Origin of the sequence: Kordia sp. (assembly GCF_022447245.1) — a bacterium.
Taxonomy (GTDB): Bacteria; Bacteroidota; Bacteroidia; order Flavobacteriales; family Flavobacteriaceae; genus Kordia.
This window is the reverse complement of sequence record NZ_JAKVBC010000040.1, coordinates 25,840-44,811: the sequence shown is the minus strand read 5'-3', so window position 1 is coordinate 44,811 and position 18,972 is coordinate 25,840. Positions and strand designations below refer to the sequence as shown.

Annotated in this window: 16 protein-coding genes and 1 pseudogene; 15 read left to right on the top strand and 2 right to left on the bottom strand. The window is 32.9% G+C overall.

All coding sequences use genetic code 11. The features are described from left to right. Window positions 1–1,173: pseudogene (locus MK119_RS20815) on the bottom strand (hypothetical protein); the annotation flags it as partial. A 196-nt stretch (window positions 1,174–1,369) separates the two neighbouring features. Between MK119_RS20815 and MK119_RS20810 the strand changes: the two are divergent. The 15 genes from MK119_RS20810 (at window position 1,370) to MK119_RS20740 (ending at window position 16,847) form a co-directional block, all read left to right on the top strand. Beyond that, a complete protein-coding gene (locus tag MK119_RS20810; protein WP_290682987.1) occupies window positions 1,370–3,139 on the top strand; it encodes a serine hydrolase in 1,770 nt (589 codons plus the stop codon). Then, complete coding sequence (locus MK119_RS20805; RefSeq protein WP_290682985.1) at window positions 3,129–4,328, top strand: serine hydrolase; 1,200 nt, start codon at window positions 3,129–3,131, stop codon at window positions 4,326–4,328. The genes MK119_RS20810 and MK119_RS20805 overlap by 11 nt, the downstream gene beginning before the upstream one ends. Window positions 4,329–4,351: 23 nt before the next feature. Then, window positions 4,352–5,251 carry a hypothetical protein gene (locus tag MK119_RS20800; RefSeq protein ID WP_290682983.1) on the top strand — a complete coding sequence of 300 codons (900 nt, stop codon included), beginning with the start codon at window positions 4,352–4,354 and terminating at the stop codon, window positions 5,249–5,251. A 77-nt stretch (window positions 5,252–5,328) separates the two neighbouring features. Continuing rightward, the gene (locus tag MK119_RS20795) at window positions 5,329–6,426 is read left to right on the top strand and encodes a histidine kinase (protein WP_290682981.1); all 1,098 of its coding nucleotides are present in this window, start codon (window positions 5,329–5,331) and stop codon (window positions 6,424–6,426) included. Beyond that, a complete protein-coding gene (locus tag MK119_RS20790) occupies window positions 6,407–7,165 on the top strand; it encodes a LytTR family DNA-binding domain-containing protein (RefSeq protein ID WP_290682979.1) in 759 nt (252 codons plus the stop codon). Before MK119_RS20795 ends, MK119_RS20790 begins: the two co-directional genes overlap by 20 nt. Before the next feature lie 104 nt (window positions 7,166–7,269). Beyond that, on the top strand, window positions 7,270–8,919 hold the full coding sequence (locus MK119_RS20785; RefSeq protein ID WP_290682977.1) for a tetratricopeptide repeat protein: 1,650 nt from the start codon (window positions 7,270–7,272) through the stop codon (window positions 8,917–8,919). Window positions 8,920–9,181: 262 nt separating this feature from the next. Continuing rightward, window positions 9,182–9,745, top strand: coding sequence for a DUF664 domain-containing protein (locus MK119_RS20780; protein WP_290682975.1), 564 nt, complete (start codon window positions 9,182–9,184; stop codon window positions 9,743–9,745). Between the two features lie 178 nt (window positions 9,746–9,923). Further along, window positions 9,924–10,199 (top strand): hypothetical protein, encoded by a 276-nt coding sequence (locus tag MK119_RS20775; RefSeq protein WP_290682973.1) that lies wholly within the window; start codon window positions 9,924–9,926, stop codon window positions 10,197–10,199. Window positions 10,200–10,333: 134 nt separating this feature from the next. After that, entirely contained in the window at window positions 10,334–10,555 is a 222-nt protein-coding gene (locus MK119_RS20770) for a hypothetical protein (RefSeq protein WP_290682971.1), read from the top strand. A 428-nt stretch (window positions 10,556–10,983) separates the two neighbouring features. Continuing rightward, complete coding sequence (locus MK119_RS20765; protein WP_290682969.1) at window positions 10,984–11,349, top strand: hypothetical protein; 366 nt, start codon at window positions 10,984–10,986, stop codon at window positions 11,347–11,349. A 169-nt stretch (window positions 11,350–11,518) separates the two neighbouring features. Then, on the top strand, window positions 11,519–11,695 hold the full coding sequence (locus MK119_RS20760; RefSeq protein ID WP_290682967.1) for a hypothetical protein: 177 nt from the start codon (window positions 11,519–11,521) through the stop codon (window positions 11,693–11,695). A gap of 99 nt (window positions 11,696–11,794) precedes the next feature. After that, window positions 11,795–12,127, top strand: a complete 333-nt coding sequence (locus MK119_RS20755; RefSeq protein WP_290682965.1) for a hypothetical protein — start codon at window positions 11,795–11,797, stop codon at window positions 12,125–12,127. A 107-nt stretch (window positions 12,128–12,234) separates the two neighbouring features. After that, window positions 12,235–14,079, top strand: coding sequence for a carboxypeptidase-like regulatory domain-containing protein (locus MK119_RS20750; protein ID WP_290682963.1), 1,845 nt, complete (start codon window positions 12,235–12,237; stop codon window positions 14,077–14,079). Window positions 14,080–14,166: 87 nt separating this feature from the next. Continuing rightward, window positions 14,167–14,502: a DUF6660 family protein gene (locus MK119_RS20745; RefSeq protein ID WP_290682961.1), complete on the top strand. Its 336-nt coding sequence runs from the start codon at window positions 14,167–14,169 to the stop codon at window positions 14,500–14,502. A gap of 143 nt (window positions 14,503–14,645) precedes the next feature. After that, window positions 14,646–16,847, top strand: a complete 2,202-nt coding sequence (locus tag MK119_RS20740) for a TonB-dependent receptor (protein ID WP_290682959.1) — start codon at window positions 14,646–14,648, stop codon at window positions 16,845–16,847. 180 nt (window positions 16,848–17,027) lie between these two features. On the opposite strand, the gene MK119_RS20735 is transcribed toward MK119_RS20740, so the two are convergent. Continuing rightward, window positions 17,028–18,968 (bottom strand): sensor histidine kinase, encoded by a 1,941-nt coding sequence (locus MK119_RS20735; protein ID WP_290682957.1) that lies wholly within the window; start codon window positions 18,966–18,968, stop codon window positions 17,028–17,030. Window positions 18,969–18,972: the final 4 nt, after the last annotated feature.

Here is an 18,972-nt window from a genome sequence, read left to right as displayed (position 1 = left end):
TTCATACGCCAATCGTTGTTCTTTCATCCTGAGCGAAAGCAAATAAAACATTCCTAAAAGAATCAAGCAAAAACCTACAAACAAACTCTTGTCAAAAGGAGTAAAAAAGCCAATAGATACAGAAAGTAGAAGAGCTAACAACACAAGACGCGAACCTTTAATCTTCATATAAACGCCAAATACAACAATTGCAATTGAAAATATCCACATACTCAAAATCATATTATTTGCTTTCAACTCAAAAACATGTCTCGATAGGAAAAAGTACAATAAAATACCTGCGTAAATCGTTAGTAGTAATTTTCGTTTTGGAAATGGAAAACGCAAGGAAAAATAGTATGGAATAAAAAAAGAAATGCCCAGCATCAACGCGCCTATAATCTTTAAGCGTATGACATGCAAACTATAATGAATGGCGATATAAACTTTACTGAATTCTGCCAATATCAAGGCAAATAACAAAAAACAACTAATACTGAAAATTAAAGTTGCAAACTCCTTTTTATCACTTAAAAATAGAAATAAAAAATAGAAAAAAGCAATCAAAAAAGCGCCTGCGAAAAGATGCATATACGACGATTCAATAAGTCGATCCATTTGTAATTCATCATAATCATTAATCTTCATTTCTTCTATTCCTAGATGATCTGGAAAATGGTATAAACTTGATCGCAAAGCCAGTACATGTTCTCCTGTTTTTGTTAAGTGCGCAGGAATACTAAAGGTCGCCCACATTTTACCTTCTGGTTTTAACACGTTTTCTTGTCCAGGATTTCCATTTTTTCCAATTAAAACACCATCCCAAAACACTTCGTATTCACCGTAAACTTGTAGCATCAAACCATACGGACGCATAGCTTTGGAACTTTTTAAAAGCTCAATCTTAGTTCTGGACCAAAAAACTTGGCCATCAGGAACAATTAAAATACGTTGTTGCCAGTACTGATCTTTCAAATTTTTATCTGCCCATTCTTGTTGATCTCCAACTTGAAATACAGTTTCATGCTGCTTATACACAGTAATTTCAGTACAAGAAGTCAAAAGTAACATTGTACCCAGTAAAAGAAAATATACAAACGATTTCAAGTTCATACTGATCGGAATTCTGCGTGCAAGATACTGATTATAATGCTCCTGTTTGAGTAGTTCGTAAAAGCATAGAGCAGTTGACATAATTTTAATTCAATTCATGCGATAAAAAACCATCCTTTGTATAGATAATCACAAAAAGTAAGGCAAAACATAATATCTCAATCATTCAACTATAAAATTTATGAATATTCAAAAATGTATATCAGTTCTTTTACTCTTAATTCTCTTTCAATCTTGTGCCAAAATAGCAACTACAGATACTCCAGAAATAGATCTCATGAAAAAAGTAGAAAAAGGGCTGACAACACGAGTATATATAAAAGGTGATTCCACTTGGTCTATAGAAGAACGCATGAAGCATTATGGCATTCCAGGTGCTAGTATTGCTGTGATACATAATGGCGAAATTGCTTGGGCAAAAGGCTATGGCGTAACGGATAAGGAAAGTAATACTCCTGTAACAACACAAACTCTTTTTCAAGCAGCAGCAACGAGTATGCCGGTATCTGCCTACGGTGCATTGTGTCTTGTAGAACAACATCAACTAGACTTAGATGAAAATATCAATAACTATTTAAAATCATGGAAAGTACCCGAAAATGAATTTACCAAAGAAAAAAAAGTAACCATAAAAAATATATTAAATCATTCTGCAGGAATACATCCTCGTGGAACAGGACGCTATAGCATTGATGAAAAAATTCCAACACTTGTACAAATCCTAAACGGAACTTCTCCAGCTAAAAATGCGCCAATTACTATAAATAAAGAACCAGAAGAAAGTGTTCGTTTTGCGTATGCTAGTTATGTGCCTATTCAACAATTAATGCTAGATGTTAAAGGAAAAACATTTCCAGAAATCATGCATGAACTTGTGTTAGAACCCTTAGAAATGAACAATAGTACGTATAATCAATCACTGACAGCAGCACAGTTGTCGAAGATTGCTACAGGGTATTTAACAGACGGTTCTAAGGCAGAAGGAGGAAGAAGTATCTATCCTGCAATGGCTACAAATGGCTTGTGGACAACTGCCGAAGACTATGCAAAATTTATCATTAACAGATACCAAACATTAAATGGTAAAACTACTAAAGGATTATCAAGAGAACTCACCAAATTGATGGGAACACCTTATGGAGTCAATGGTTCCAGTTGGTCATTTACATTAGGATTAGGATTTCAGCTATTAAATAGAAATAATGAAATTTACTTAAGACATCATGGATGGAATAGAGGTTTTTATACTGAAATAGTGGCGCATAGAGACAAAGAATACGGCGTAGTTGTAATGACAAATTCCACTTTTCCAGAGTTTAATGCAGAAGTGATGCGCGCTGTTGCCATAGCTTATGAATGGGACAATTATGTACCAGTACATGAAAAAATAGAAATAGAGCAGTCTTTTGCAGATAGCATTACGGGAAGATATACGGAGAATGGAAACATTATCGAAGTCATTCAAAAAGGCAATCAACTTTTCTATAAAAATATTGTTGACGTGGAAGCAGAAGAATTAGTCAAAATCTCAGATAGTAGTTTTGTGAGAAGAAACTCGAGTCTATTTATTCAATTCAAACCTAATGCTGAAAATAAAAGAATGAATTTGCAATACCTGAGTAGAAATGATGGAAGCATGGTTGCAACTTTTGTTAAAATCGATGCTGATAGAAAAGAACCTGTGGAGTTTCTTTTAGAAGGTGATGTTGAAAAAGCAATAACTGCATATAGAATGTTACTTGAAAAAGAGCCTACGAATCCCGCGGTAACTGAAGCGCATTTGAATGATTTAGGATATGACTTTTTTCATGCAAACAGAATGAAATTATCGCTCAACACTTTCAAAATAAATATAATACTCTATCCAGATAGCTTTCAAGTGTATGATAGTTATGCAGAAGCCTGTGAAAAAGCAGGAAAAATGGATTTAGCTATTTTGAACTACGCCAAATCTCTTGAATTAAACCCTGAAAATAATCGTACTAGACATAAGTTACAAGAACTAAAAACAAAGAAAAAACAAAACACAGCAGTAAATGAAAACTAAGAATATAAAAAGTACAACCATCCAACTATTTTTACTATTTCTTTTATTCATAAATAGTAGCTTTAGTCAAAATGCGCCAGAAGCTACTGTTGATGAAGCTTCACTTTCATTCAGAGATATTCCAGAGCTAAAAAAAGCTTTTATTGATGCATCGCCTACTGATCGAAAAGAAGGTGTTTCAGTAGGAGAATTTGGCCTTAATGGAGGCGATAAAGAAAAGATTCTAAAACTCGCAAAAGAAATTGCCAATCACAAACATGGTAATTTTGACAGTTTTCTAATTGCTCACAAAGGAAAACTCGTTTTTGAATCCTATTATTCCAAAGGACGCATCAACTTGCCACATCCACAAGCATCCGCCACAAAAGTATATACAAGTATGGCGATTGGTCGTGCTATCCAATTAGGATATTTAACGATGGATGATTTAGACAAACCAATTGCTAGTTTTCTGAAAGATTTAGATCCAACGAAATTTGCAGAAGGCGCAGAAAAAATCACGCTCAATCAAGCATTGACAATGCGTTCAGGCATTCGAATCACTGATGCGCAGAGAGATCAATTTGAAAAAGATCCAAGTAAGATAAAAGGGCAGAAAGAAGTACAAGCCTATTTTGAACATACAAAACCGATTACAGCAGATATGCCAAGTTTCAAATATCAAAACGATCCTATGTTGGTCATGCAAGTATTAGATGCTGTTGTGCCAGAATCAGCAGAGGACTTTATAAAAAATGAATTGCTTGATAAACTTGGCATTACAAATTATAAATGGCCAAGAGATATCAGTGGGTTGCCAAGGGCTTCAAGTCGTAGCAGCATGACATCACGTGATATGCTCAAATGGGGAATTTTAGCCAATAACAAAGGTAAATGGAATGGAGAGCAATTGATTCCAGAAATTTATATTAACAAAGCTATCCATAGAATAGTGCGTCATAGCGACGATGAAAACTTCGATGATATTGGTGATATTTCCAATGTTGGTTACGGTTATTTTTGGTGGCAAGCAGATATGAAAGTAGGTGATAAAAACTATTTCAGCACGTCTGCACAAGGCGGTAGCGGACAAACCATCATTCTTATTGACAAACTGGATCTTATCATAGTAACCACAGTTCATAGACTAGAAATTAGTGTATTGCAATTGGTTGCAGAACGTGTTTTACCAGCTTTTACAAAGCAATAACAATCAGTACTAAAATATACATCATGAGAAAAACGTATTCTATTTTGACAATTGTATTCGCATTATTCTTAAATGCTTGCGATACTAACAAACAAAATTCAAACAGTCATAATTCATCAACTACAAACAACGAACATCTATATCTTGGGCAAAAAACACCAGGTTTGTTACCTGAAATTTTTGCTCCGGGTATGGTGACAACAGATGGTTGGGAAGTAAGTGGCGTCTTCACACCAGATTTAAAAGAATTCTATTTCATTAGAAACAATGCGGTAACTAAAAAACAAGAACTTGTTGTTTTTCAATGTAAAAATAATCAATGGGAAGAATCCATTGTTTCTCCTCGCAGAGGAACTCCTTTTATCGCTCCTGATGGTCAAACGATGCATTTGGGCAGGCAATACAGAAAACGTACCAAAACAGGTGATTGGTCGGCCTTAAAAAAACTAGATTCATCGTTCTTAGAAATACAAATTATGAGACTTACAGCTTCTTCAAAAGGAATGTACGTTTTTGACGAAATAGGAATGCCAAACGGAGATGGTATTATTCGGTATTCAAGATTAATCAATGGCAAGCGTGAAGCACCAAAAGCTTTTGGAAAACAGATTAATACTGGAAGAATGAACGCACATCCTTTTATTGCTCCTGATGAATCCTATCTAATTTGGGATGGCGAAAGAGAAAGCGGATATGGTGATTCTGACATCTATATCAGTTTTAAACAACAAGACGGTTCATGGGGAGAAGCTATCAATATGGGTGACAAGATAAACACTTCAGGTTGGGAAGCTCTTGCCTGCGTAACGCCCGATGGAAAATACCTTTTCTTTAATAGAAATATGTCGCCAGATAATTATGAAAATGTAGACATATTTTGGGTTGATGCGCAGATTATTGAAACACTCAGACCCAAAGAATAGTAGTCGTGATTTTTTTGAATTGCGTGGTATTCAAATAATTCCGTTATTCGCAATACACTAAACAAGTTTACTATTTTATGCCATTATTAAATAAGCAGAAACGTATTCATTACATTGGGTTTAATGATTTTTGGTATACAATTTTTGGTATTCTTGCGCTAGCTTTTATCAATCACTATCTTTTTAATAATGCAGTAGAATTAGTTACGATAAAACTACAACTGATTGCATGGAGTGTTACATTGTTTTTCACTACCTCTCATTGGATTATCTTAAGACTATTGCTAATTTTTCTACGAAAGAAATATCCAGATTTTAAAGATGATAAAAAGCGGATTAGTCTGCTTATTCTAGCCATCATAGGTTCGGTAGCTTTTGTACATTTCTTTGCGGGTTGGTTGTCCAGTAGTTTTGTGAATTTTCTATTTGATGTACATGCACGCCATATTACGAGTTTAAAAGTATTGATTCCCATTACGATTATTACGGCTATGATTATGGCGATATACGAAATCATTTATTCGCATGTACGATTAGAAAAGTCTATCCGAGAAGAAGAACAGGCAAAACAAGTAATGATTCAGGCGCAGCTTGATACATTACGAAATCAGGCACAACCACATTTTTTGTTTAATAGTTTAAATACCTTGCGAGATATTATTGAACAAGATCCAAGGGAAGAAGCCACAGATTTTGTTGACAATTTATCAAATGTGTATCGTTTTATATTAGAATCAGGAAGTACAAATTTGATCGCTATTGAAAAAGAATTAAAATTTGCAAAAGCTTATGTGTCTATTCAGTCAGAGAGATTTGGAGACAACTTACAGCTTCATTGGAATATTCCAGAAGATCAATTAACAGCTATGATTGTGCCTATGAGTTTGCAACTACTCATCGAAAATGCAATTAAACACAATATCGTTTCTAGAGCAGAACCTTTGATCATAACTGTAACAATCATAGATGATTATTTAGTGGTTCGCAACAAAATTCAAGCAAAATCAACCAAAGTGCATTCTACAAAAATTGGATTAAAAAATATTGAACAACGATATGCTTTAATTTCAAACAAACTACCAATCATTGAAAATGATGGAATTTATTTTACAGTCTCATTGCCTTTATTAAAATCATCTGACCAAAAGAAAAATTATGCAAATACTAATCATTGAAGATGAACCACGTGCTGCACGTCAACTGCAAAAATTACTAACGAAAAGTGCTTTTGATTTTCAGTTATTAGACATTATTGACTCAGTGAAAGGAGCAGTTGTATGGTTTCAAGAAAATATTGCGCCAGATGTAGTGTTTATGGATATTCAATTGGCAGATGGATTGAGCTTTGAAATATTTCAAAAAATAGAAGTGGAAGCACCAATTATCTTTACAACCGCTTTTGATGAATATGCCATTCAAGCATTTAAAGTAAATAGTGTAGATTATTTATTAAAACCAGTTCAACAAGAAGATTTAGAGGTAGCATTGCATAAGTTTGAAAAAACAAAAAAAGCAACTAATGAATTAGATGCAACGCTGTTAAATACGCTTCTTACCAGCATGCAAGCACCAAAAAAACGTTCAGGAATTTTGGTAAAAGAAGGCAATGGCTTTGTTCAAATTAAAATTTCAGATTTGTTATATGTATATTCTGAAAGTAGTATGACTTTTGGCATCACGCATACCAACAAACGCTATATCATTGATGAAACCATGGATCAATTATTTGATTCATTAGAGAAAACAATGTTTTACAGAATCAACAGAGGACAGATTGTTTTAAAAGCTTCCATTCAAAAAATAGAACCATATTTTAATCATCGGTTGAAGTTAACTATTAGCAATTCAAGAGATCAAGAATTCATTGTTAGCAGAAAAAAGGTTCATGATTTTAAAGAATGGATGAACATATAATGCCTTTGTGATGTTTCAAGTACCAAATACTACACTTCAACAAAAAGTGCTATTTCTTATGATCCAATACAGCAATATTTGTAGTATCATTAAACAATCACATCATGAGAAAAACACTTTTATTACTAAGTCTGCTGTTATTTTTACAAGGAATTGCACAAACAAAACTAAGTCCAGCACAATGGCAAGAAGATCTTCGATTTCTACAACAAACTGTTCATAAAGACTATTCGTTTCTGTTTGTAAAAACCACTAAAGAAAGCTTTGATGCTGCAGTAGAAACACTGTACAAACAAATTCCAAACTTACAAGAACATGAAATCCGTGTGGGATTAACGCGCATTGTATCGCAATTCAGATATGGACATACACAAATTCCGTATAGTACAACCGCTAAAAGTGGAATTTTGCCGATCAATCTTTATCAATTTCCTAATGGAATCTTTATTGAAGGCGTTCAAAAAGATCATAAAAAAGCATTAGGAGCTAAAGTTTTAAGAATAGGAGAGACGTCTATAGAAAAAGCGATGGAACTGATTTATCCAGTCGTTCCTGTAGAAAATCCACAATACTTTAAAGCTTATGGTTTACGATTTTTAGCATCGCCGGAAGTATTACATGCGCAAGGTGTCATTCCAACACTTTCGAAAACAGTTACATTGACGTTAGAAAAAGACGGAAAAGTATTTGAATATAAATTCAATACGATCGATGTAAAAGACAAGCCAAAAGTGTTCAATTTTACCATGCCAACAGAAAATTGGCTTACTGTACGAAATACAGATAAAACACCTTTATATCTAAAACATTTTAAAGACAAACTCTTCTATTTTGAATATTTAGAAGATAAAAAAGTACTCTATGTTCGTCAAAGTTCTGTATTTGATGATACAAACGAAACATTGAAACAATTTTACAAGCGATTATTTGCGTTTATAGACACGCATGAGATAGAAAAATTAGTCTATGATGTCCGTTTGAATGGTGGCGGAAACAATTACAACAATCTTCCATTAATAAAAGGCTTGATGGCAAGACCTCATATCAACAAAAAAGGAAGTTTCTATTATATCATTGGACGTGAAACCTTTTCGGCCTGTCAAAATCTAACCAATGAAATAATACGATATACAAACGCGATTTTAGTAGGAGAACCAACTTCTGAAAATATAAACTTCTATGGAGATGCGCGTGCAGTTACCTTGCCGAATAGTAAAATCAATGCATATTTATCCTATATCTGGTGGCAAGATATGCCTGCTTTGGAAAATGCAGATTGGACAGCACCAAGCATTCCAGTTACGATGACTTTTGATGAATATATAAATAATAAAGATACTGTTTTAGAAGCAGCGTTAAACTTTAATGCAGAAGGTTTTAAACCAAAACCATTAGACTATATCGTAGAATTATACACTACAGGACAGACGCAAAAGTTAATGGAAGAACTTCCGAAGATGGCACAAGATCCACGCTATGTTTTTTGTGATTTTGAAGCAGAATTAAACAAATTAGGAAACATTCTATTACAAACAGGTCGCAAAGAGCAAGTACAGGCTTCTACACAAGTATTTTCAATGATATTACAATTATTTCCAAATTCAGCCTTGACACACAAAAATTTAGGACAAGCATATTTAAAACTAGGAAACATTGAAAAAGCAAAAGAACTATTCAACAAAACAGTTACTTTGGATGTTGATGGAGAACTAGGAAAAGCTGCGAAGAAGTTGTTGCTCGAAATAAAAAATTAGCCGTTATAATTCTGTAAGCATATATAAAGCAATAAGATAATTATATAGAACTCAGAGGAGATTTCATTAATAAATCTCTCTGGGTTTTACGTATTGTTAATACCCAGAAATACGTGTTCTGTGCAATTTATACGTAAGAAATTTTAATTTATAGATACTTAGTCGTTATTGATATTCTCAAAACTATTAACGATCCTTTAATAAGGACGAATGCTAATAATACCTATTTTTAGAACATAAATTTTGACTTTAAAACGGCATTATGAAATCTCTGAAAACAAAAATTACATCTCTACTGTTAGTATTACCAATACTCTTCATGAACGCTCAAGGAGAGATGAAAGCAGATGAAGGCTATTCACCAAAGATTGGTTTAATGGTTTACATGTTGGAAGATTTAAAAGATAGAATTACGGAACAAGTCAAAGACCTAGATCAATCACAAACTGATTTTTTGTATGATGCTAATGCCAATAGTATAGGATCATTGATCATGCATCTAGTATCCACAGAATCGTATTATCAAACCATGACATTGGAAGATCGAGAATGGACAAAAGAGGAACTAAAGAAATTTGGTATTGCAGGTGAAATTAATGAAAAAGTAAAAAGCATACTCAAAGACAAACCGATTTCGTTTTATCTGGATTTATGGGATCAAGTCCGTAAAAAAACATTGAAGCTACTCAAAACAAAAGATGATGATTGGTTTGCTTCAAATATAGAAGAAGGACTCAACTACCACTATATTTGGTATCATGTAATGGAACATTCGGCAAATCATATGGGACAAATTGCTACGATAAAGAATCGATTGCCTAAATAATTACGAGCATGCAGGATTTTCCTCGAATATGTGAATTACAATTAATAGCAAATTGAGTTCAAAACGTATCTATTAGTCTAATAATCATAAGTGTTTCTTGTAAAAGTGATGATGATATTTGGCCATCTAAAGAGAGTTTTAATCCTCCTGTAAATTTACGAGAACGAGAACTTATAAAATGAATGCTTCCAATCAACAAATTGTAGAATTGAAATCTACGAGAGAAGTAGATAGAACAAAAAAATCTCTTCTAATAAAGGACGCTGTAAATAGTATTGAAGGCTTTACAAATGCCTATGATACACAAATAAATGAAACCTTCTGGATAGGTAAGAATAGAGTAGAAGAGTATCAAGGAGAATTTACAGATATTCCAATGGAAGTGAATCAAATATCAACTTTTTACTTAATGGTGATCTATGTAACTTTTACTCACAAGGACCAGAAGATCTAAGCCCGAATCATCAATAATTTATTCGTGGAACAGACTATCATTGCAGTACAATTTACAACGATCCAATAAATAGAGAACTCGAATTAGGTTTAGAGTATAATAGAAAAATAATAGATGTTTGTTTTACTCGAACCATGAAACTAAAAGAAAAGTTCTTACGTATAGATACTTGTACTATAGGTAAATATACATTCGATTGTCATGTAATTTATATAGATTATGGCCATTTGCGCGGAGAAGTATGGTTAGCAAATGATGAATTGGGATTACTTTCAATTTATAAAAAAGCTACAGCAACAGAAGGGTCATTCGAATTAAAATTAGACGGCTATGAAAAGATCAAACTTGATGATTAATGAATTCACCCTAAAAAAGTAGGAAATGGATAAGAATCGAAACACTTGAATTTTATTTACAATTGTCATGTTTATCTTCTTGGCAGGAATGGTTTATTTATTAATCAATAAAATTGAAAATAGCTGGCTTTGGATTAGCTTTATCGCACTTTGGTCTTAAATAGAGCATGAAGTCGCTAAGCCATTGAAACTAGTTTCTAAAACATGGATCCACATTTTAGGGATAATATTACTAGTCAATGTCATAGTGATCTGGTTCGTTAGTTAACCTGATAAAATTGTATTGATTGTTCTATATTTTATGAAATAGATATTCCAGCAAATGGGAGATAATCCCAAGGAAACTATTGTAATAATTGTACAATAATGTACTTGCATTATGGTACTTTTTTGATCATTTCATTACTATTATTTTAGTCTACATTGAAATGGTAGAAGGTGGAGCAATGGGAAATGTAGGAGGTGTAATCATCTACATAATGGAAAATAAAAAACTTCTTAGGTACAAAACTAGTTTGTTCAATGAAAATAACGTTTACTCACAAGTACAAGAAATTATACTTAAATATCAGGATAAGTTTAAAACTAATACTATTAAAGTCGAAAAAGTCCTCTTTGAGTATCATTATGGAGGAATGGGAAATAATGTATTAATAAATAAAAAAATTACTCTGGAAAAAGAAGAAAGTTTTTTCAGGTTTAACTTCAAAAACGACTCTTATAAAATATTTTGTTCTGTACAAGGAGTATTTATGTATTTGGCGTATCCTATTGATCATTCGAAAAACTACTAATCGCAATAAAAAAAATATCCAATATTTTAGAAAACTCATAATTAAATTGACAGTTCATAAACCTTCAATTGCATTCCTTTTTAGTGCTAATATTTCTTCATTCTTTTGAGTCATTATTAACCACAAAATAGAATCATTCATGATGAAAATGAATCTTAATTCACTCAAAATGAACAAAAAATCAATCTCCATTCTCAATCAACAAATGCTAAAAGGAGGATTGCATACAGTAGGATACTACACAGTGCAATTATGTCCGTTGCATCCAATGCCGACAGACATGCTGCCAATTCCAAATCAAGATGATGGCGGACCAGTAATACTTTCAGATTTTGATTTATGCTAAAAACTACAAAACATAGATGCAAAAGCGTGCTTCGGTTCGCTTTTTGTGTTTAATTAAATAAATTTACAGCAAAATTAATATCCAAAAAAGATACTTGTTATGAAACGTATTTGTCAATTTCTATTAATTCTATTGATTGCTTCAATATGCATTTCTGCATCAACAACTATACAACAAAAAGATGATTGTGAATTTGAAGGGAAAAAACTCTATGGCAAAATTCGTTTTGTAGAATACGCTAGTGATGCAGATGTTAAAATCAAAATAGTCACCAGTTTTCCTGACATCAAAGTAAAATTAGTAGAAAACTTTGCTGATGATTGTGGCGAATGGCAAGTTGTAGAATACGGTGAAGATTTAAAGGTATATGTCGCAGAAAATTTTGCAGATATCAAAGTTAAGTTTGTAACAAGTTTTCCAGGAATGGATTGATTCACTTATTGATTCATACTATGCTTTTATTTAATGATACTTAGCAAATTTTTATTTGTCTATCCTGTGTGTAGTTTTTTTTTTAATTTGGAACATATTTTACTGTTATGAAAAAACTACAATACCTTCCATTAATCCTTTTGTTAATTTTCAGTTTCACAAATTGTGAAAATGATGATGTTGAAGAAACTACCACAGAAATCCCAGATACAAATCAAAATCCTGAGCCAGGTCCGATAACCTTCAATTATGATTTTGGTAATGATGTCAATCGAAACTTTATTGGAAGAGTAGTCAATAAAAACAATCAACCATTAGCGTCTGCTACAATTACTATTGGAAATGAAACTACACAAACAGACTTAAATGGTATGTTTGTTATGAATAATGTTCAAGTTAAAGAAAATTTTGCATACATAAGGGCATCTTTATCAGGCTATTTTAATGGTTCAAGATCTATTATACCTATAGATGGTGAAAATGTTATAAAAATTATGCTAAAAGAACGATTTAGTGTTGTACGAGAAACGGGAGAAGAATTTACGTTAGAATATGATGAATATTCTATAGGATTTAGTGGAGATTTTGTAAAAGAAGATGGTTCACCGTATTTAGGATCTGTAACTATTGCGTTTAATTACTTAAGTCCTACAGATGAAAACTTGAATGAGCTAATGCCAGGTATGTTATTGGGACAAAATACCGATGGCGGAGCCAACCTATTAGAAACCTATGGGATGTTAACGGTTGAATTGACAGGAAGTAGTAATGAAAAGCTCCAAATTGCTTCCAATTCAGAACTAAAATTTCCTATTACAGCAGAGCAATTAAGTTCGGCGCCAAGCACAATTCCATTATGGTATTTTGATGAAGAAAATGGCTATTGGATTCAAGATGGAGAAGCCACTAAAGTAGGTGGTGAATATGTAGGAACAGTTTCTCACTTTACTCCTTGGAATGTAGATTTTCCAATTCCTATGACTAAAATAGATCTAACAGTATTAAATCAAAACAATGCCGCTTTATTAGGTATAGATATTAATGTATATGTAGATGGTGAAACCGTTTCAAGAAAACTTACCACAAATAATGAAGGGAAAGCTTGTGGTTTTGTACCTGCAAATAGTCTAATTAATTTGGAAATAACTGGATATTGTGATGAAGTTATTACAACATTAAGTATTGGTCCATTTGCTGAAGAAAGTACTAATATAATTCCTCCGATCATTATAACAGATGCCATGATTCCTCAGTCAAAAATACAAGGAACCTTAAAACAATGTGATAATTCTAATGTTACTAACGGATATGTTATTATGAACATAAATAATAATCAACCTATTTTTTATGCAGTAACTGATGGAGAATTTGAGTTCAATACATTTATATGCGATGGAGAAACAACATTTACGTTACAAGGGTATGATCTAAATAATATTCAAAGTACTGGTGAAAATAGCTATACTTTTGAAACTCCAATAACAGAAGTGGGAGATTTAACAACCTGTAATGATGTAGAGGAATTTGTTATCTATACTTTTGTTAGACCCTACGTATCTTCAACTATTGAGCGATATGTAGACACGCCTTTTAATGTTAGAGTTGAATCTAATAAAATATATATACAAAAAAACACTGGAGAATATTTTGTGATGCAATTTAAACCTTCCGATGGAGAACAATTTATAACCCCAGGAACTTATGAGATCGACTCAGATTTCATATTTGCTCATAATATACCAGAATCATCTGGTCAGATAAACTGGAGATTGAATCCAAGTGCTAGTGTTTTCGTGACTGAAAATCAAATGACAATAGATATAATTCAAATAGGGGAAGTTGGAGAATATATTATTTTTACATTTGAAGGGTTGCATTCTAATATATATAATGGTTTCGAACCTTGGTTAGAAACAGTTTCAGGAACTGTGCGTGTTCTAAGAGACGAATAATTTGTTATTAAAAAATCAATTATAGTTATAAACTCTTTATCATAAAGCATTGTACGAAACTTCTTTTGTTCTATATTTGTAAGACAAATGAAAAGCATTAGTCTTATACTCGGATTTTTGATTTTAGCCTTAGCACTAAAACCTTGTGCTGATGGCTTTTGTTCTGAGGAAGAAAATAGCACTGAAATTTGTACTGATCATCATGGAGAACATGAAAAAAATCATAAAGATGACCATGAAGATTCTTGTCCAATGCTTTGTGTTTGCAACTGTTGCGGAATGTTAATCGTACATCAAACTCCAGAAACATTCACACTAGCATCAAAAATTGAAATCTCTACACAAGTACATACACATTTTGAATCACATTATCGATTTGATATTTTATTCGCCATTTGGCAGCCACCGCAAGTTATAAGTTAACCTCTCACAAAAGAACTGTAATAAAAACAATTGCAGTTATTTAAAACTTACAAAAAACACAAATACAGTCTATATATCTACAAATATTTATGTTAAGTTTACCAAAGCAAAAAACTAGATTCTAGGCTAAAAAACATATAACTATGCAAATACGTATATGGAGCATACTGTTCCTATGTATGCTATGCGGATTCGTCAGCGCACAAAATAATGACATTAAAATAAAAGTATTTTCAGAACACGAAAAAGAGGCTTTACTAGGCGTAAATGTGTTATTTGAAGACTTACAAAAAGGAGCGATTACAGATAATGAAGGAATCGCAACGTTTACAGGAATTCCTATTGGTTCACACAAGCTTATGATTTCCTTTTTAGGCTTTAAAACGATAGAAACGACGATCACATTGCCAACAACTTCAGCATTCATTTTTTATATGGAAGAAGCCGAAAGTGAATTAAATGTTGTGACGATAGAAGCCACACGTAGCACACGTGATATTAGAAGAATTCCAACACGAATAGAGGTGATTGGTGGCGAAGAATTGATGGAAAAAAACATGATGAATCCTACTAATATCTCAATGGTATTACGCGAAAGCACCGGAATTCAAATGCAGCAAACGTCACTGAGTAGTGGAAACCAAAACATTCGTATTCAAGGTTTGGATGGACGTTACACACAATTACTACGTGATGGTTTCCCGATTTACGGAGGCTTTTCTAGCGGATTGAGCATCATGCAAATTACACCATTAGACTTAAAACAATTTGAAATAATTAAAGGAAGTGCTTCCACATTATATGGTGGTGGCGCCATTGCTGGTTTAGTGAATTTAGTATCAAAAACTCCTGATTTTGAGCCAGAATTAGACATCATGTTGACGCAAACACATGCACTAGGAAGTACAGCAAATGTATTTTACAGCAAGCGTAATGAGAAATTTGGTGTGAGTTTATATGCTTCTGGAAACTATCAAAAAGTATACGATCCAGAAGATGATGGATTTAGCAATTTGCCAGAAACCACTTCCGTAGCATTCAATCCGAAATTTTATTATTACCCTTCTGAAGAAACAACCTTTTGGATTGGTTTAAATGCTGCGTATGACGATAGAATAGGAGGAGATGTTCACAAAATTGAAGATGGACAAAATGGAATTCATCAATACACAGAAGAAAATATTTCTAAGCGCTTAAGCAGTCAAGCCGTATATAAAACGCAGTTAGATTCTGCGCGTGTATTTACGATTAAAAACAGTTTTTCTTTTTTTGATCGTGAATTAAATGTACCCGACATGCAGTTCAAAGGAAAACAAGTAAATTCCTTTACTGAAGTAACATTACAGCACAATTATGACAAAAATGATTGGACGTTAGGAGCTAATTTATACACCACAAGTTTTGATGAAGCTGATAGTGCTCCCTTACAACGCGATCAAAATGATTTGACGTTCGGAGCTTTTGTAAACTCTAACTTTGATTTATCAGACAACTGGATTTTAGAAACTGGTTTACGTACCGATTTTGCACGAGGTTGGGGAATATTTGTACTACCAAGAGTTTCCTTACTCTACAAAAACGATTCAGGATTTTCGAGTCGATTAGGTGGTGGATTAGGATACAAAACACCTGATTTATTTACAGAAGAAGCCGAATTTATCAATTTTGAAAACATCCTAAAAATAGACGAAGATGTTTTAAAAGCGGAGCGATCGTATGGTGTAAACCTTGATTTTAATTACAAAACTAAAATCTTTGATGAAACGGTTGGTTTCTCTGTCAATCAATTGTTTTACATGACAGCTATTGACAATGGTTTATTGTTAAACCTGAACGCAGACAACTTCTTTCAATATGAAAATGCAGATGGTTTAATTCTAACACAAGGAGCAGAGACCAATATTAAATTCTCTTATGGCCACTTTAAATGGTTTTTAAACTATGCTCTAATTGATGCAAAATTGCGCTATTTACCTGGCAACCCAAGAAAACCATTAACAGCAAAGCACAATGCAGGAAGTGTGTTGATGTATGAGACTGAAAAATGGCGTTTGGGTTACGAAACCTATTATACAGGTTCACAAGTATTGTCAAATGGTACAGAAACAACAGACTATATTTATATGGGATTCTTAGCCATGCGTAACTTCAAATGGGGAGGAATTTATACCAATTTCGAAAATTTTACCGATCGTAGGCAAAGTCGTTTTTCGCCATTAGTATTGCCGCCACACGAAAATCCAACGTTTCCAGAAATTTATGCACCTACAGATGGATTCATCTTTAGTGTAGGAATCATTATCAAACCGTTTGGAAATCATAATGAACATCATGATGATCACTAATCTTGTATAGCTAGATTATTGATTTTTAGACTTTTTAGAAAATATCAAAAACCGTTATTGTATATGCAATAGCGGTTTTTTATTTTTTTTAGCAGCAGTAATGTCAGGAGGAACAGAAGAAATGCTCTGATTAACAGAATCATGTTTAGAAGGATACTTTATATTTTTTAACTCAATTTATTATACTTTCCATGAAAACTTAATGGTAACACCAACGCCATCTTTAGATTCAATAGAAATTTTTCCATGATTCGCAGATACAATCTTTTTTACAATCGAAAGTCCAATTCCAGTACTTTCAACAACATCGCTCTGTTCTAACTGATAAAACATATCAAAAATCTTTTCATGATACTTAGGATCAATGCCAGGACCATTGTCTTGTACGGTAAAAATATACTTATTAGACGATTTACTAAAAGAAATATTTATTGCGGCATATACTTTATCACAATGCTCTATGGCATTGCCAATAAGGTTTAAAAACACATGTTGAAATTCGATCTTACTTGTATGTATTTCGCTATCGTTTATTGGGAGATGAATTGTGTGTTTTTTCTCTGGATCAACGGTATCGATAATTTCTTTTAACACCTCATTGATATAGAACGATTCTTTGTTTTTTTGACCTTGTGCGATTCTTGAATATTCTAACAAACCATTAATCATCGAATACATTTTAGTAATGCGTCCTTTTAAGGCTTTAAAATGTGCTTCTGCATATGTGTTTACTGGAACTTCTAAATCTTCTTCAATAAATGAAACTAAGGAATGCATGGCAACCAAAGGTGCTTTTAAATCGTGAGATACAATATGATTAAAACTATCTAGCTCTGCATTATAATTTTTTAATTGAAGAACATTTTCCTTTAATTCCTGATTCACTTCTGAAAGTTCTTTTGACTTTTCAGATATCTCTTTTTTCTGTGCTAATGCGAGTATTTTAGCTTCTTCAAGTGCTCTAAACGAATCTGAAAATCGCGTCATTAATAACATTGATAATAATAGAAACACAACGATATAACCAAAATTCACATAAACAATTGCATTTCCATTATCACCCAAGAAAGCGAAAATATGTGCAAAAAAGATACAAGCAGCAAACACCATGCTCACCAAGAGCAGAATAGACTCATGGCGTTGATTTGCTATGGCTCTAAAAATGATAAAAGAAACATAGATAAGGTCTAAAATCAGTAATATCATAAATGGCATTACAAACTTAGTAAAATGTGGTGCTGGCAATACTGTAGTAAATGCACAAAGAATGAAGAAAATATAAATCACAATCTTTGTATAGATTTTAGGTACAAATTTTATAAATACGTAGTAGAAGAACATACTGGCTGACAATCCTGATAAAAACAACGTTATGTATTCAATTTTAGTCAGTAAAATCCAGCTTACTGATTCAAATATTTGTGCTAAAGGTGCATATCGATCGCTTAATGTCATATATGCTAACGAAAGACATAGAATTGCAAAATATAATACTGCACGATCTTTGTGCCAATAAAACAAAAAGAAGAGTAAGAAGAACATACCAATAAAACTCAAACTCCCTATGAAAACCATATCAGTAACCACACGCTGCGATTGCATTTTTTGAAGCTTTTGTGTTGTACTTAATACAATTGGAGCGCTAATTCCACCTTTGTTATGGTAAAAATTGGCAACCTGAATCACAATTTCAAACGTGGTTTCGTGAGCATCTAACGGAATTATTTCCGCAAAACGCCTGTGCAATGTTTCTGCTTTGGATTTTCCAACATGACCAATTTCAGAGATGAGTTTTCCATTAAGCCATATTTTAGAAGCTGCGTATATTTTGGGCACATACAACGAGACCTGTGGACGATCTTCTAGAATTGAAAATGTCAAGCGATACGTTGCATATCCAAATGTAGGAAGGTTTTCTGTGTCAGAAAGCGGAAAATTGGTCCAACTCTTCAATGAAACTTTTGTAAAAGCAGTTTTTGTGTTAAAATTGCCTGGTTTAAGCAAGGCATTCCAATAAAATTCCCAATCAGCATCAAGAAGAATTTCTGTTGTATTTTCAAATGTTTCCTGTTGAAGATCAACCATAACCTTTTTAGTGTCATTAGATTGACCAAAACTCAATGAA

Coding starts and splice junctions, on each gene's coding strand:
- MK119_RS20810 (WP_290682987.1), top strand. CDS start 1,370: ATGAAAAAAGTAGAAAAAGGGCTGACAACACGAGTATATATAAAAGGT.
- MK119_RS20805 (WP_290682985.1), top strand. CDS start 3,129: ATGAAAACTAAGAATATAAAAAGTACAACCATCCAACTATTTTTACTA.
- MK119_RS20800 (WP_290682983.1), top strand. CDS start 4,352: ATGAGAAAAACGTATTCTATTTTGACAATTGTATTCGCATTATTCTTA.
- MK119_RS20795 (WP_290682981.1), top strand. CDS start 5,329: ATGCCATTATTAAATAAGCAGAAACGTATTCATTACATTGGGTTTAAT.
- MK119_RS20790 (WP_290682979.1), top strand. CDS start 6,407: ATGCAAATACTAATCATTGAAGATGAACCACGTGCTGCACGTCAACTG.
- MK119_RS20785 (WP_290682977.1), top strand. CDS start 7,270: ATGAGAAAAACACTTTTATTACTAAGTCTGCTGTTATTTTTACAAGGA.
- MK119_RS20780 (WP_290682975.1), top strand. CDS start 9,182: ATGAAATCTCTGAAAACAAAAATTACATCTCTACTGTTAGTATTACCA.
- MK119_RS20775 (WP_290682973.1), top strand. CDS start 9,924: ATGAATGCTTCCAATCAACAAATTGTAGAATTGAAATCTACGAGAGAA.
- MK119_RS20770 (WP_290682971.1), top strand. CDS start 10,334: ATGAAACTAAAAGAAAAGTTCTTACGTATAGATACTTGTACTATAGGT.
- MK119_RS20765 (WP_290682969.1), top strand. CDS start 10,984: ATGGTAGAAGGTGGAGCAATGGGAAATGTAGGAGGTGTAATCATCTAC.
- MK119_RS20760 (WP_290682967.1), top strand. CDS start 11,519: ATGAACAAAAAATCAATCTCCATTCTCAATCAACAAATGCTAAAAGGA.
- MK119_RS20755 (WP_290682965.1), top strand. CDS start 11,795: ATGAAACGTATTTGTCAATTTCTATTAATTCTATTGATTGCTTCAATA.
- MK119_RS20750 (WP_290682963.1), top strand. CDS start 12,235: ATGAAAAAACTACAATACCTTCCATTAATCCTTTTGTTAATTTTCAGT.
- MK119_RS20745 (WP_290682961.1), top strand. CDS start 14,167: ATGAAAAGCATTAGTCTTATACTCGGATTTTTGATTTTAGCCTTAGCA.
- MK119_RS20740 (WP_290682959.1), top strand. CDS start 14,646: ATGCAAATACGTATATGGAGCATACTGTTCCTATGTATGCTATGCGGA.